This window comes from Kitasatospora sp. NPDC034035, from assembly GCF_055575755.1.
The window spans coordinates 105,552-119,068 of the sequence record NZ_JBVISA010000009.1; the positions used below are offsets into that span (position 1 = coordinate 105,552).

Below are 13,517 nucleotides of genomic sequence, written 5' to 3' on the forward strand. Positions count from 1 at the left end.
GCGCGTCAGGAGGTGATGTCCAGGTGCGCGGCCGCGCGCTCGCGGGCGTGCAGGTGGGTGAGCCGGGGGAGCGCGTAGAGGGCGGCGTGGGCGGTGACCTCGCCGACGGGGGAGGTGACCGCCCCGGTGTCGGTGAGCGACTCCAGGGTGCGCAGGGCCAGCCGCTCGGGGCGGCCGAGGGCGGCGGCGGCCTCCGGGAGGGTGAAGAGCAGGGACAGCGGCAGGGCGGCGAGCCGGGCGAGGGCGAGCCGGCCCTGGTCGGTGAGGTCACGCCAGCCGGAGTCGAGGCGGGCGCGGACGGTGACGTCCCCGGCGACCAGCTCGTCCAGGGCGCCCGCCGGATCCTCCAGCCGCGCCGCGTACTCGGCCGGCGGGAGGTGGCGCAGCACGGCCAGCCGGGTGCCCGCCACCCGGACGGCGAGCGGCAGCAGCCCGCAGGCGTCCACGATCCGGGCGGCCGCCGCACGGTCGGTGCCGATCCGGCCGGTGCCGACGATGCGGCCGAGCAGCTCCAGGGCCTCGGCGGGGGCCAGCGGCGGGACGGTGATCCGGTGCACCGAGGCCAGGCCGGCGAGCTGGCTGCGGGAGGTGACCAGGACGGCGCTCGGGCCGTGGCCCGGCAGCAGCTCACGGACCACGGACTCGCCCGGGGCGTCGTCCAGGATCAGCAGCATCCGGCGTCCGGCGAGCGAGGCCCGCCACAGGGCGGCGGCCTGGCCGGGGTCGGCCGGGGCGGGATCCACGGGGGCGGCGCCGGATCGGGTGGAGAGGGTGGAGAGGGCCGTCAGGGTGGCGAGTTCGGCGAGCACCTCGGGCAGCGGGCGCGGGGCGCCGTCGCCGGTGCGCAGCCGGACGAGCAGCCGGCCGTCCGGGAAACGGTCGGCGAGCAGATGGCCGGCGTGCACGGCGAGCGCGGTCTTGCCGCTGCCGGCCGGCCCGGAGAGCACCGTGACGCGCCCACTAGCCTCGCCCAACTCGGCGACCAGCTCCCGCAGTTCGACGCTCCTCCCGGTGAAGTCGGCGGTGTCGGCGGGCAGCAGGACGCCGTGCGGGGCGGCGCCGCGCTCCGGGCGGGCCGCAGCGGGCCCGCTCCGGCCACGGGCGAGCAGCTCCCGGTAGCGAGCGGTCAGGGCGGGGCTCGGTTCCAGGCCCAACTCGCGGGCGAGCAGCTGACGGTGGGTGTCGTACACGGCGAGCGCCTCGGCCTGTCGGCCGGAGAGGTGCAGCGCGTTCATCCGGGCCGCCTGGAGGCGCTCGCGCAGCGGGTGGCGCTCGGCGAGCTCGGCCAGCTCCTCGGCGACGGCGGCGGCGTTGCCCAGCTCCAACTCCGTTTCCGCCCAGTCCTCGTGAACACCCAGGCAGCGGGCCTCAAGCCGCCGGGCCTCGGCCTCGACGGCGGGCGAGGAGCGCAGGTCGGCGAGCGGCGCGCCCTGCCACAGGTCGAGGGCCTGACGCAGCAGCCGGGCGGCCGGGGCCAGCGCACCGCCGTCGGCGGCCGCCCGGCCGGCCCGGGCCAGGGCGCGGAACCGCAGGAGGTCGAGCTCGGGCTCAGCCGCCCGCAGCAGGTAGCCGCCGGCCGAGTGGACCAGCCGGTCGGGACCGTCCTCACGGCCGAGCAGGGTGCGCAGGGTGCAGATGTAGACCTGGAGGTTCTTCCGGGCGGTGCGCGGCGGCTCCTCGGGCCAGACCGCGTCGGTGAGCAGGTCGACCTGCACGGCCGTATTGACGCGGCTCAGCAACACGGCCAGCACCAGCCGCTGCTTCAGCGGCCCGAGGGCCAGCGGGCGGCCGCCGGCCTCGCCGGCGAGCGGGCCGAGGACGGAGAAGCGCAGCCGGGCGGGGGCGGCGGTCTGGGCCAGGGGCATCGGCGTACCTCCGGGGCGAGGGCGGGGCGTGACCGTTCGGCGGTGCGAAGGCGCTTCGAGGGCGGTCCGAGGGCGGTGCGATGGCGGTCCGTCGAAAGCGGCGATGGCGGTTCGTCGGTGCGCGCAGGCTACTTGACGGTCGATCGGCACTGAAGGGCACGGAATCGGGCGGGTTCGCGCACTCCGCCCTCACAGCTCGGGCGCCCGAGGATGGGATCGGTGGGTGGTTCCGTAGGGGTGTGCGGATGGCGTTCCGGCAGGCCGGGCGGGGTGCGGGGCGGCGGCGGGACCCGGGGCGCGGGTGGTGTGGGGGCGTTCGTCGGCCGGGTGTCCGGGGACGTCGGGACGGCGGCGTTCCGGTGGTTCTCGACCGGGCCTCCGCAGCCGGGCGAGCGCAGCCCGAGCGGATGGGGGTGTGGCCGGGAGCTCCCGGTCGGGAGGTCTCGGTCGGGAGGTCCCGGGCGGGGCCCGGGGCCGGGGGCGGTCCCGGGCGGGTGTTGGGTAGGTGTTGGCAGAGCCACCGAGCCCGACGCAATGGGGCCCTTCGGCCCTGGGACCCGGCCGCGCGGTGGGCGATGATGCCCCGGGGCCCCGCTGGGAGTGGGCGGGGGTGACGAAGGTGGAGCCGCGCGATGGCGACCAAGGCCGAGGGTGCCGGGCCCCGGCACCCGTACGGGTGTTCCTGCTGGACGACCACGAGGTGGTGCGCCGAGGCGTGCACGACCTGCTGGACGGCGAGCCGGACCTGGAGGTGGTCGGCGAGGCGGCGACCGCCGAGCAGGCGCTGGTCCGGGTGCCGGCGCTGCGGCCCGACGTCGCCGTGCTGGACGTCCGCCTGGGCGACGGGGACGGTGTCTCGGTCTGCCGCGAGCTGCGCTCCCGGTTGCCCGACCTCGCCTGCCTGATGCTCACCTCCTTCGACGACGAGGAAGCGCTGCTGGACGCCGTGATGGCGGGCGCCGCCGGGTACGTGCTGAAGCAGATCAGCGGGACCGACCTGGTCACCGCCGTCCGCACCGTCGCCTCCGGCCGCTCGATGCTCGACCCCGGCGCGACGACCCGCCTGCTCAACCGGCTGCGCAGCGACGCCGAACCCGCCCAGCCGGTCACCGCCGGTCCCGGACTGACCGTGCGCGAGCAGGAGGTGCTGGCGCTGATCGGCGAGGGCCTGACCAACCGGCAGATCGGGGAACGGCTCTACCTCGCCGAGAAGACGGTGAAGAACCACGTCTCGCGGCTGCTCGCCAAGCTCGGCGTGGAGCGGCGGGTGCAGGCGGCCCTGATCGCCACCGAGCTGCGCCGCGCGGCCGCCGCGCGGCCGTCCCCGCTGCGCGGCGGCCGGGGCTGACGGGCGGCACTCTTCGTAGGGCCGGCCCGATGACCTGCCCGCTCTCCGTGAACTCGACCGGAAGCGGGCGCTGGAGCTGTCGGCCCGGGGCGCCGTCGGACGGGTGGTCCACATCATTGACGCCCTCCCGGCCGTCATCGGCCGCCTGGCGTAGCTGTCCGTGACGGATGCATTGCCTCCCGTGGTACTTCCCCGAACTTTCGAATTTCTCTTCCGTGCCGTCACATTCGATCGCCGGTATCCGTCGGATGTGTGCAGGGCGCGGCAGGAGCGCCCCTGGGGAATGCCCGAACCACCCATGGAGGAAAGAGTCATGAACTTCCGTCAAACCGCTTCCCGGATCGGCCTGATGGCGGCCGGCCTTGCCGTCGTCGCCGGTGGCGCGGGCGTCGCCCACGCCGACATGGACCGCTACACCACGGGCTCGCACTCGTGGCGGACCGGCAGTGGCGCCGGCGCCCCGAACGCCATGGCCGCGGTGATGGACACCAAGGCGGACGGCAACCCCGTCTACACCCGGTACAACCGCAACTACCCGAGCACCGAGCTCTACTCGCTGTGGAACAAGAGCGGTGAGGGCACCACCAGCTACAGCGGCGCGGGCGGCGTCATCTGGGACATGAAGACCTGCGTGTCCATGCCCGCAGCGGAGGACTACTGCAGCATCTGGTGGTCCGACGACCACTGATCCCCGGGCGACCCCTAGGTGAATCCCCGGCGACGTCCCGGGGATCCCCCGGCGGTGTCCCGGTGACCTTCCGGTGACGTCCGGCGGGGCGGGTAGCGCTGCCCGTCCCGCCGGACCCCAACTCCCCCCAGCCCACTGAACTCCGAATTCCCACCCCCCCGCCGCCCGAGGCGGAACTCCACCATTCGTGAACACACAGCGGCTACGAAAGGCCCGGACCGTACATGACTGACGAACCGCCGGTCGTCATCCGCAGGCTCAGCTACCACATCGGCGACCGCCGACTCCTGGACGGGGCCGAACTGTCCGTCGGGGCAGGCGAATCGGTGGCGGTGATGGGACCGTCCGGTACCGGCAAGAGTTCGCTGCTGGCCCTGATGATCGGCCTGGCCCGGCCGCTGGCCGGCGAGCTCAGGGTCGCCGGCGAGGACGTTCCCCGGCTGAGCGGTGCCCGTCTCGCCGCCTTCCGCCGGAACCGGGTCGGCATGGTGTTCCAGTTCGGTGAACTGCTGCCGGAGTTGGAGGCGGTGGAGAACGTGGCCCTGGCCGGTCTGCTGGCCGGCCGGTCCCGGCGGGACGCCTTGGCCGAGGCACGCGCACTGCTGTCCGACGTGGGCCTGACCCATCGCGCGGGCGTGACGACGGCGGCGCTGTCCGGCGGCGAACGCCAGCGGACCGCCATCGCCCGGGCCCTGATGGGCGCCCCGCCCGTGCTGCTCGCCGACGAGCCCACCGGATCCCTCGACGAACCGGCCCGCGACCGGATCACGCGACTGCTCTTCGACCTGCCCCGGAGCCGCGGCTGCGCCCTGGTGGTCGTCACACACGACTCGGCGGTGGCCTCCGCCGCCGACCGGACCGTGCTGCTCCGGGCAGGGAAACTGGTCGAGGACTCCGCCCTGATCGGTGGCGCCCGGTGAACGGCGGGCCCGGGCCGCGCGGGAGCGGCACCCCTCGGGTCGAGCGGCCGGACGGCCGGCCGACCGGTCGGCCGGGGGAGTGGGCGGGCGCGGGCGCGTGGACGCGGTTCGTCGCCCTGCTCTGCGCCACGGCGGTGCTGGTCCTCACCGGCGGCGCGTTCGTGGCAACCACGGCCGCCTACACCGGACGCGAGACCCGTTCGGATGCCCGAAACCCGGTGATAGCCGCCGAGGGAGAGCACTCCACCGCCCTGTGGACCAGCCACTGGGACTCCTACCGGGGGCGCCAGTTCGCCGTCGTCCTGATCTCCCCGCTGACCGACGCCGCACCCCTGCCCCCCGGTGTCGCCCACTGGCCCGCCCCGGGCGAGGTGCTGCTCTCCCCGGCCCTGCGTGACGGGCCGCCGGAGGAGGACTTCACCCACCGCTACGGGACGGTCGCCGGAACCATCGCGCAGCAGGGCCTGGCCTCCCCCGGAGAGCGGCTCGCCTACGTCCGGCCGACCCCCGAGATGGCCGCGACCACCAAGCGGTGGGTCGGCATCACCGGCTACGGCGACGGCTCCAAAGCGGCGTTCGGCGACATCCGGATCGTCCGTCCGGCCGCCGAGCTGGCGGCCGCGATGGCGGTCCTCCTCGCGCTGCCCGCCCTGGTGCTGGCCGTCGCCGCCGCCCGGATGGGCGCCGTCCGGCAGGACCGGCGGCTCGCCCTGCTGACCGTCCTCGGCGCACGCCGCCGTGATCGGGCCAAGTCCGTGCTCGCGGCGGCGGTCCGGCCCGTCGCGGCCGGTGCCGTGGCCGGCACCGTGCTGCTCCTGCCGTTCCTGGCCGTCGACGTCGAACTGCCATGGATCCACTACCGGTTGGCCGCCGTGGACCTACGGCGGGCCTGGCCCTGGCTCGGCGCGACCACCGTTCTCGCCACCGCGCTCGTCGGCGCCGTCCTCGTCCTGGTCCGGCCGCGGAGCGCCACCGGCACCGGCCGTCCGACGCGGCCCGCCGGTACCGGGGCGGCCAGGCCGGGCCGGGGAACGGAGGGGCTGCTCCGGGCGCCGGGGCTCGGGATGTGCGGCGGCTTCCTCCTGCTCGCCTGGTGCGCCGGCCCCCTGTTCGACGGGGGCCACCTCAGCGCGCAGGTGTTCATCGTGGCCACCACCGGACTGCTCGCCACGCTGCCCGCGGCCGTCTCCTGGGGCGTCTCCCGCGCGGTGGGCCCGCTCGCGGCGGCCGCTGCCCGCCGCAGCCGCGGCCCCGCGCTGATCGCGGCCCGGACGGCCGCCGCCAACCCCGGCCTGGTGACCAGGCTGACCAGCGCCCTGCTGATCTGCGTCGGCCTGCTCGGCGAGGCGCAACTGCTCACGGACTACACCACCATGTCCTCCGGCGGCCCCTCCCGGGTGGCGGCGGCCGGGGTCGGCAGGGCGGCGGTCATCCAGGCCTCGGCGGCCGCCCGACCCGACCAGCGCTTCCTCGCCGCGCTCCCGCCCGGTGCGCACACCGTCTCCTTCGGCTCCGGCCCGGCCGGCAGCCTGCTGATCCAGGCACCCTGCGCGGAACTGACCGCGCTCGCCCTGCCCTGCCCCGCCGGGGGCGGAAGCGCCACCGTCCCCGCCGGAAGCCTCGACCGGCGGCTGCGCGAGGCCGTGCTGGACGACCGGGGGAGCGCCACGCCGGCCGGTGTGACCGTGCGCGCCGGGGCGCTCGCCGGTCTACGGGACGACGGTTCGCTCTGGCTGGCCGTCATCGGCGACCACGACCGCGACAGCGACAGCCCGCTGGACGTCCCGGCGGTGAAGGCCGCCGCGTACCGGCACCTCGGGGTGACCGCCAACGTCGACGTCCCCGGTCAGCGCGACGAATCCGCGGCCGGCGCCCACCAGGCCCGCTGGGTGACCTTCCTCGGCGGGGCCGGCGCCCTGGTGCTGCTGCTCGCGATCGGGTTCGGCGCCCTGGCGGAGGCCCTCCAGTTCGCCACCGCGGTCGCGCCGCTCACACCCCTGGGAGGTGACGGCACGCTGGTCCGGGCCGCCGCCCGGCACCTGCTGGGCCTGCCGGTCCTGACCGCCGTCCTGCTCGCGATCGCCCTGGACACGGTGCTGGCCCTGCCCCGGATCCAGACCCCCGCCATGCTCGCCACCCCCGCCCGGTCGCTCACCGACTACGGCGTGCTGCTCGGCACGGCCGCGCTGCTCGCCGCCGTCATCGCCGCCGCCGCCGGAACCGCCGCGGCCGGCCTCGGCAGGCGCTGGACACCGACGGGGGACTGACCGGCCGGGGCCTGAGTGGCAGGGAGCTGGACGCAGCGCCAACTCCCCAGGCGTCATGTTCTTCTCTCGTCGGAGCCGATCGCACCGGGACCGGCTCCGGCGGGAGAACGCCCGCCCTCCGGCCCTCCCACGGGGGCCTCACGGCCCGATCGGGGCCTCCCACACCAGCCGGGCTCCGCCGTCCTCGCCCGGGCCGACGGTGAAGGACCCGCCGACCCGGGCGGCGCGCTCGGCGAGGTTGTGCAGGCCACTGCGCCGTCCGCCCTCGGGCACGCCCACGCCGTCGTCCGTGACGGTCAGCACCACCCGCCCGGCGAGGGCGCGCAGTGTCACCTCGACCCGGGAGGCGCGGGCATGCCGGGCGGCGTTGCTGAGTGCCTCGGCCAGGACGGCCACCACGTGCTCGGCCAGTTCCTGCGGCACGTCGGTGTCCAGCAGGCCCTCCATGCTCAGTCGGGGTGCGAAGCCGAGCGGTCCCTGCGCTTCGGTGACCACCCGGGTGGCCCGGGCGCGCAGGCCGTGGTCGGGCTCGCTGTGGGCGCGCAGGCCGAAGATGGTCGAGCGGATGATCTTGATGGTCTCGTCCAGGTCCGCCACCGCCCGGGCGACCCGGTCCGCGGCCGCCGGACTCTCGATCAGCCGGCCCGCGCTCTGCAGCGTCATCCCGGTCGCGAACAGCCGCTGGATCGCCAGGTCGTGCAGGTCCCGGGCGATCCGGTCACGGTCCTCCAGCAGGTTCAACTGCTCGGCGTCGCGCCGCCGTTCGGCCAACTCCAGAGCGAGCGCGGCCTGGTCCGCGAAGCCCAGCAGCGGGCCGGTCTCCTCCGGCCCGAAAGCCGGCTGCCCCTGCGCCCGGGCCAGCAGCAGCACGCCCCGCCCGTACCCGGCGCCGGTGCCCAGCGGCACCGCCACCGCCGCGCCCAACCCGTCGAAGCGGCCCGCCGGGCCGGCCGGGAAGCGCGCGTCGCAGGCCGGCTCGTCACTGGTGACCGGCGAACCGGAGACGTACGCGGCGCCGGACAGCGTGCCGTCCACCGGCACCGTCACCCCCAGCCGCGCCGACGGGGTGCCGCCCAGCGCGACCTCCACGGTCAGCTCCTCGGCCCGCTCCCGCGGGCCGGCCAGCACCACCGACACGTCCGCCAGCTCGGCGCCGGAGATCTCCCGGGCCCGCCGGGCGATCAGCTCGACCACCTCCAGGCGCGGCGCGCCCGACAGCAGGCTGCGGGTGATCTCGGTGCTCGCCCGCAGCCAGCGCTGGCGCTGCTGCGCCTCCTCGTACAGCCGGGCGTTGTCGATCGCCACCCCGGCCGCGACCGCCAGGGTGGCGATCACCGCCTCGTCGTCCTCGTCGAAGTCCAGCCCGCCGCGTTTGTCGGTCAGGTAGAGGTTGCCGAACACCTCGCCGTGCACCCGCACCGGCACCCCCAGGAAGGTGTGCATCGGCGGGTGGTTCGACGGGAAGCCCACCGAGGCCTGATGGTCGGACAGCACCGGGCAGCGCAGCGGCTGGGGCTCGCGGATCAGCTCGCCGAGGATGCCCCGGCCCGAGGGCGGCGGGCCGATCTCGGCGATCTCCTCGTCGGTCAGACCCACCGTCAGGAACTGCGACAGCGAGTGCCCGTCCGGCCCGATCACCCCCAGCGCGCCGTACCGGGCGTCCACCAGGTCCACGGCGGCCTCGACGATCCGGTGCAGCGCCTGTGCCAGGTCCAGCTCGCGGCCGACCGCGAGCACCGCCTCGAGCAGGCTGTGCACCCGGTTCTGCGTGCCGCGCGCCGCGTCGATCCGCCACTGGAGCTCCTCCAGCAGCTCGTCCAGGCGCAGCCGGGGCATCCGAGGGCCGCCACCCGCCGCGCCGCCGTCCGCTCCGCCCACCGCTGTCCTCCTCGTGTCCCGCCCCGACCCGGCCCTGCGTCGACCGGCCCACCTCTGCCCCCGCCCCCGCCCGGCGCGGGCGCCGTCCGACCAGCGGGAATGTCCCGTTCACGGTAGTGCCCGGGTGTCGGCGGGGTGCACGGCGGGGTCGGTCGTAGGCTCCGTCGGGCGGGCCTTTCGTCCCGTGGCCGAGGGCCCTGCGGCCTCTGTCGTGGGGCCGGGCGCCGCTGCCAGGATGGGGAGGAGCGGACGAGGCGTCAGCGCGCGCCGTGTCCGGTGCCGAACCGCCGACTGACGACACCTGGAGGAACGTTCATGAGCGAGCGGAGCGAGTCGACGTCGACCGTGCTGGCCGGAGTCGACGGTTCGCAGCAGAGCACGGCCGCCGTGCACTGGGCTGCGGCGGAGGCGGTGCGCCGGGGCTCTTCGCTGCGGCTGGTGTACGCGTGGCCGTGGCTGACCGACGGGGTGTCCTCCTACGCCGAGCCCGACGACCTGCCCGACGCCGTCCAGCGGACCCTGGCCGCGGCGGCCGAGGAGATCCGCGGGCGCCACCCGGAGCTGGCCGTGGAGACCGACGCGGTGTTGGACGCGCCGGTCGACGGCCTGGTGGCCGCCGCCGCGGACGCCGACCTGCTGGTGCTCGGTTCGCGCGGCCTCGGCGGCTTCACCGGGCTGCTGCTCGGTTCGGTCAGCAGGTCGGCGGCCGGGCGCAGCCCGGTGCCGGTGGTCGTGGTGCGCGACGCCCAGGAGGGTGTGGAGGCGGCGGCGGAGGAGGTGGTGGTCGGCGTCGACGGCCACAGCCCGGCGGAGGAGGTGTCGGCCTTCGCCTTCCGCGAGGCCGCCCTGCGCGGTGCCCGGGTCCGGGCGGTGCACGGCTGGGACCTGCCGCCGCTGTTCGGCTACGCGGGCGGGGCTGTCCCGGAGGGTGAGGTCGCCCAGTTGGAGGCGCTGGAGGCGAAGCTGCTTTCGCTGGCCCTGGCCGGGCTGCGCGAGCAGTACCCGGACGTCGCGGTGGTCGAGGACGTCCGGCTGGGCGCGGCCCGCGCGCTGGTCGAGGCCTCGGCCGGGGCCGCGCTGGTCGTCGTCGGCCGACGCCACCGCCCGGCCGAGTTCGGCCCCCGGCTCGGCCGGGTCGCGCACGCGGTGCTGCACCACGCGGAGGCGCCGGTGGCGGTCGTCCCGCACGAGTGAGGCGACCACGGCGGGGCTCCCGGCCCCCGGCGGGAGACAGAGCCGAACGGCTGTCGCCCGCCGGGGGCCGGCGCATGCAGCCCGCCGGTTAGTTGCGCGGCCGGTCAGCCGGTGCCAGTACCTGGGCCCTGAGCCGTAGTTCGGGGCTGTGGCGGAAGGCGAGGGTGAACTCCACCCACTGGCCGGCCCGTAGCGGCGGCGGGTCGGCGATCATCAGGTCCGCGTCCTCCGGGGACATCGCCAGCTCGCCGCCGCCCGGTACGGGCAGGGCCGGGGCCGGTTCCCAGCGGCCCGCCGCGCCCTGGTGGAGGTGCCGCTTCAGGGTGATCCGCCCGCCGAACTCCCAGCTGGCGCCGGTCAGTTCGTCCGGCACGTCGCCCGGGTTGCGGATCGTGAAGAAGGCCGACGTGGCCGTGGCCGCGCCCGCCGTCGGCAGCAGCACCCAGCCCGGCCCGGCCTCGACCGGGCGGGTCCGGCCGGCCCCGCCCACCGCCGTCCACCCGGTGAGCAGGACCAGCGCCAGCGCCGCCGCGCCGACCGGCGGGCCGACGACCTTCAGCCGCTCCAGCGCACTCATCGCCGAGACCCGTTTCCGCGCGGTCATCGCCGGGCTTCCCTCCCGCGCGCCCGTCGCCGGGCTTCCCTCCCGCGCGCTCATCGCCGGGCCCCCTTCCGGCGGTCGAGGCCCATCCCGCGCGCCGAACCGCCCCGCCCCGGCTCCCAGGTGCGCAGCCGCAGGCTGTTGCCCACCACGAGCAACGAGCTGAGCGACATCGCGACCGCCGCCAGCATCGGGTTGAGCAGTCCGACCGCGGCCAGCGGGATCAGCACCAGGTTGTAGCCGAAAGCCCACAGCAGGTTGGCCCGGATCGTCGCGAGGGTCTGCCGGGCCAGCCGTACGGCGTCCACCACCGCCTCGATGTCGCCGCGCACCAGGGTCAGTCCGGCCGCGCCGATCGCGGCGTCGCTGCCCGAGGCCAGTGCCACCCCGAGGTCGGCCGAGGCCAGCGCGACCGCGTCGTTGACGCCGTCGCCGACCACGGCCACGGTCCGTCCGGCGGCGCGCAGTTCGGCCACCACCTCGGCCTTGTGCTCGGGCGACGCCGAGGCGTGCACCCGCTCGATGCCCAGCTCCTGTGCCACCGCCCGGGCGGCGCCGGGGCCGTCCCCGGTCAGCAGGACGGTCTCCAGGCCCATCCCGCGCAGCCGGTGCAGCGCCCGCCAGCTGCCTGAGCGCAGCGTGTCGCCGACCGTCAGGACGGCCGCCGGGCGCCCGTCCAGCTCGACCAGGACGGCGGTGCGGCCCGCGTTCCCGGCCTGGGCCACCGCCTCGGCCAGGGCCGGGGGCAGCGCGATGCCGTCCGGGCGGACCACCCGGACGGCCCGGCCCTCGACCGTCCCGGACACCCCGAGGCCGGTGGCGGCCGCGAAGCCGTCCACGGCGGGCAGGTCGCCGCAGCGTTCCCGGGCCGCCGCCGCGACGGCCCGGCCGATCGGGTGCTCGGAGCGGTGCTCGACCGCGCCGGCCAGCCGCAGCGCCTCCTCCTCGCCGGCGCCGTGGGCCGGACCGCCGTGGGCCGCCGCACTGTCGGCCGCGACGCTGTCGGCCCCAGCGCCCTCGGCCGCAGCTCCCTCGGCCGCAGCTCCCTCAAGCGTGGTCACCGCGGTCAGTTCCATCCGGCCGGTGGTGAGCGTCCCGGTCTTGTCCATCACCACGGTGTCCACCCGGCGCAGGCTCTCCAGCACCTCCGGGCCGCGCACCAGCACACCCAGCTCCGCGCCCCGCCCGGTCGCCGCCAGCAGCGCCGTCGGCGTGGCCAGCCCGAGCGCGCACGGGCAGGCCACCACCAGCACCGCGACGGCCGCCGTCACCGCGGCCTGTGGGGCCGCGCCCGCGCCCAACCAGAAGCCCAGCACGGAGGCCGCGACCGTCAGCACACAGGGCACGAACACCCCGGCCACCGCGTCCGCCAGCCGCTGCGCCCGCGCCTTCCCGGCCTGGGCGTCCGCCACCAGGGCGGTGATCCGGGCCAGCTGGGTGTCCGCGCCGACGGCCGTGGCGCGGACCACCAGCGCGCCGCCGACGTTCACCGTCGCGCCCGCCACCCGGTCCCCGGGGCCGACCTCGACCGGCACGCTCTCCCCGGTCAGCAGGCTCAGGTCGAGCGCCGAACCGCCCTCGACCACCACCCCGTCGGTGGCCACCCGCTCGCCCGGGCGCACCACGAACTCCTGCCCGGGCAGCAGCAGTTCGATCGGTACCAGACGCTCCTCGCCGTCCGCCTGCCGCAGGCACACCTGCTTGGCGCCCAGCTCGGCCAGCGCCCGCAGCGCGGAACCGCTGCGCCGGCGCACCCGGCCCTCCAGCAGACGCCCGGCCAGTACGAACAGCGGCACCCCGACCGCCGCCTCCAGGTACACGTGCGCGGTGCCGCCGCTGTCGGCGGTCAGCGAGAACGGCATCCGCATGCCCGGATCCCCGGCCCCGCCGAACACCAGTGCGTACGCCGACCAGCCGAAGGAGGCCACCACGCCCAGGCTGACCAGGGTGTCCATGGTCGCCGCCGCGTGCCGCAGCCCCTGCCAGGCCCGGCGGTGGAACGCGGCCGAGCCCCAGGTCACCACCGGGACGGCCAGCGCGAAGCACACCCACTGCCAGGCGGTGAACTGCAGCCCGGGCGCCATGGACAGGACCAGCACCGGGACGGCGAGCAGCGCCGTCACCAGCAGTCGCCACCGCTCGTCCGGCTCCTCCGCCGCCGCCCCGACCGGGACCCCGGCCGGCGCCAACGCGGCGGTGTAGCCCGCCCGTTCGACGGCCGCCACGAGGTCGGCGGCCGACACGTCGGCCGGGTGCAGGACCCGGGCCCGCCCGGTCGCCAGGTTCACCCCGGCCGTCACGCCGTCGATCCGGCCCAGCCGCTTCTCCACTCGGCCCACGCACGCCGCGCAGGTCATCCCGCCCACCGCCAGATCGGTGGACACCAGGGCGTCGGCGTCGGTCCCCGCGACGGCGCTCATCGCATCCCGCCCATGCCGTGCCCGTCCATCCCCGGCGACGCCCCGCCCCCGCTGCCCGGCCGCAGCCCGGGCGCCACCGGCCCCACCTGCCGGCCCACCCCGTAGGCCACCACGAACACCACCACCAGCAGCAGGGCGAACCCTGCCAGCACACTCAACGGCCGGACACCCGGCGATTTCGCACTCACCCCACAGCAGTCGGACGGATCCCTGGATCGGTTCCCGTACGCTCCGAAATCCCCTGGCGAATCCTCTGGTGAATCCCCCGGCGAAGTCCCCGCGCGAACCAGCCGAACAATTCGGATGACGGGCCGGGGCCCGACCCGGTAGCGTCCG

10 protein-coding genes are annotated in these 13,517 nt (G+C 76.3%); 5 read left to right on the forward strand and 5 right to left on the reverse strand.

What is annotated here, in order from left to right; translation table 11 throughout:
* Nucleotides 1-5 precede the first annotated feature (5 nt).
* The gene (locus ACZ52J_RS15165) at nucleotides 6-1,865 is read right to left on the reverse strand and encodes an AfsR/SARP family transcriptional regulator (RefSeq protein ID WP_465618919.1); all 1,860 of its coding nucleotides are present in this window, start codon (nucleotides 1,863-1,865) and stop codon (nucleotides 6-8) included.
* 610 nt (nucleotides 1,866-2,475) lie between these two features.
* On the opposite strand from ACZ52J_RS15165, the gene ACZ52J_RS15170 reads away from it, so the two are divergent.
* The 4 genes from ACZ52J_RS15170 to ACZ52J_RS15185 all read left to right on the forward strand — a co-directional run bounded on the left by ACZ52J_RS15170 (nucleotide 2,476) and on the right by ACZ52J_RS15185 (nucleotide 7,088).
* A complete protein-coding gene (locus ACZ52J_RS15170) occupies nucleotides 2,476-3,213 on the forward strand; it encodes a response regulator (RefSeq protein WP_465618921.1) in 738 nt (245 codons plus the stop codon).
* 313 nt (nucleotides 3,214-3,526) lie between these two features.
* Nucleotides 3,527-3,901 (forward strand): hypothetical protein, encoded by a 375-nt coding sequence (locus ACZ52J_RS15175; RefSeq protein WP_465618923.1) that lies wholly within the window; start codon nucleotides 3,527-3,529, stop codon nucleotides 3,899-3,901.
* Nucleotides 3,902-4,125: 224 nt separating this feature from the next.
* Nucleotides 4,126-4,821, forward strand: a complete 696-nt coding sequence (locus ACZ52J_RS15180; protein ID WP_465618925.1) for an ABC transporter ATP-binding protein — start codon at nucleotides 4,126-4,128, stop codon at nucleotides 4,819-4,821.
* The gene (locus ACZ52J_RS15185; RefSeq protein WP_465618927.1) at nucleotides 4,818-7,088 is read left to right on the forward strand and encodes a hypothetical protein; all 2,271 of its coding nucleotides are present in this window, start codon (nucleotides 4,818-4,820) and stop codon (nucleotides 7,086-7,088) included. Before ACZ52J_RS15180 ends, ACZ52J_RS15185 begins: the two co-directional genes overlap by 4 nt.
* Before the next feature lie 138 nt (nucleotides 7,089-7,226).
* On the opposite strand, the gene ACZ52J_RS15190 is transcribed toward ACZ52J_RS15185, so the two are convergent.
* A complete protein-coding gene (locus ACZ52J_RS15190) occupies nucleotides 7,227-8,924 on the reverse strand; it encodes a sensor histidine kinase (protein ID WP_465619228.1) in 1,698 nt (565 codons plus the stop codon).
* A 357-nt stretch (nucleotides 8,925-9,281) separates the two neighbouring features.
* Here ACZ52J_RS15190 and ACZ52J_RS15195 point away from each other — a divergent pair, with 357 nt between their 5' ends.
* A complete protein-coding gene (locus ACZ52J_RS15195) occupies nucleotides 9,282-10,160 on the forward strand; it encodes a universal stress protein (protein WP_465618929.1) in 879 nt (292 codons plus the stop codon).
* An 88-nt stretch (nucleotides 10,161-10,248) separates the two neighbouring features.
* On the opposite strand, the gene ACZ52J_RS15200 is transcribed toward ACZ52J_RS15195, so the two are convergent.
* The 3 genes from ACZ52J_RS15200 to ACZ52J_RS15210 are packed head-to-tail and all read right to left on the reverse strand — an operon-like array spanning nucleotide 10,249 to nucleotide 13,339.
* Nucleotides 10,249-10,764 (reverse strand): copper chaperone PCu(A)C, encoded by a 516-nt coding sequence (locus ACZ52J_RS15200; protein ID WP_465618931.1) that lies wholly within the window; start codon nucleotides 10,762-10,764, stop codon nucleotides 10,249-10,251.
* Nucleotides 10,765-10,814: 50 nt separating this feature from the next.
* Nucleotides 10,815-13,181, reverse strand: coding sequence for a heavy metal translocating P-type ATPase (locus ACZ52J_RS15205; protein WP_465618933.1), 2,367 nt, complete (start codon nucleotides 13,179-13,181; stop codon nucleotides 10,815-10,817).
* On the reverse strand, nucleotides 13,178-13,339 hold the full coding sequence (locus ACZ52J_RS15210; protein ID WP_360503033.1) for a hypothetical protein: 162 nt from the start codon (nucleotides 13,337-13,339) through the stop codon (nucleotides 13,178-13,180). Before ACZ52J_RS15210 ends, ACZ52J_RS15205 begins: the two co-directional genes overlap by 4 nt.
* Nucleotides 13,340-13,517: the final 178 nt, after the last annotated feature.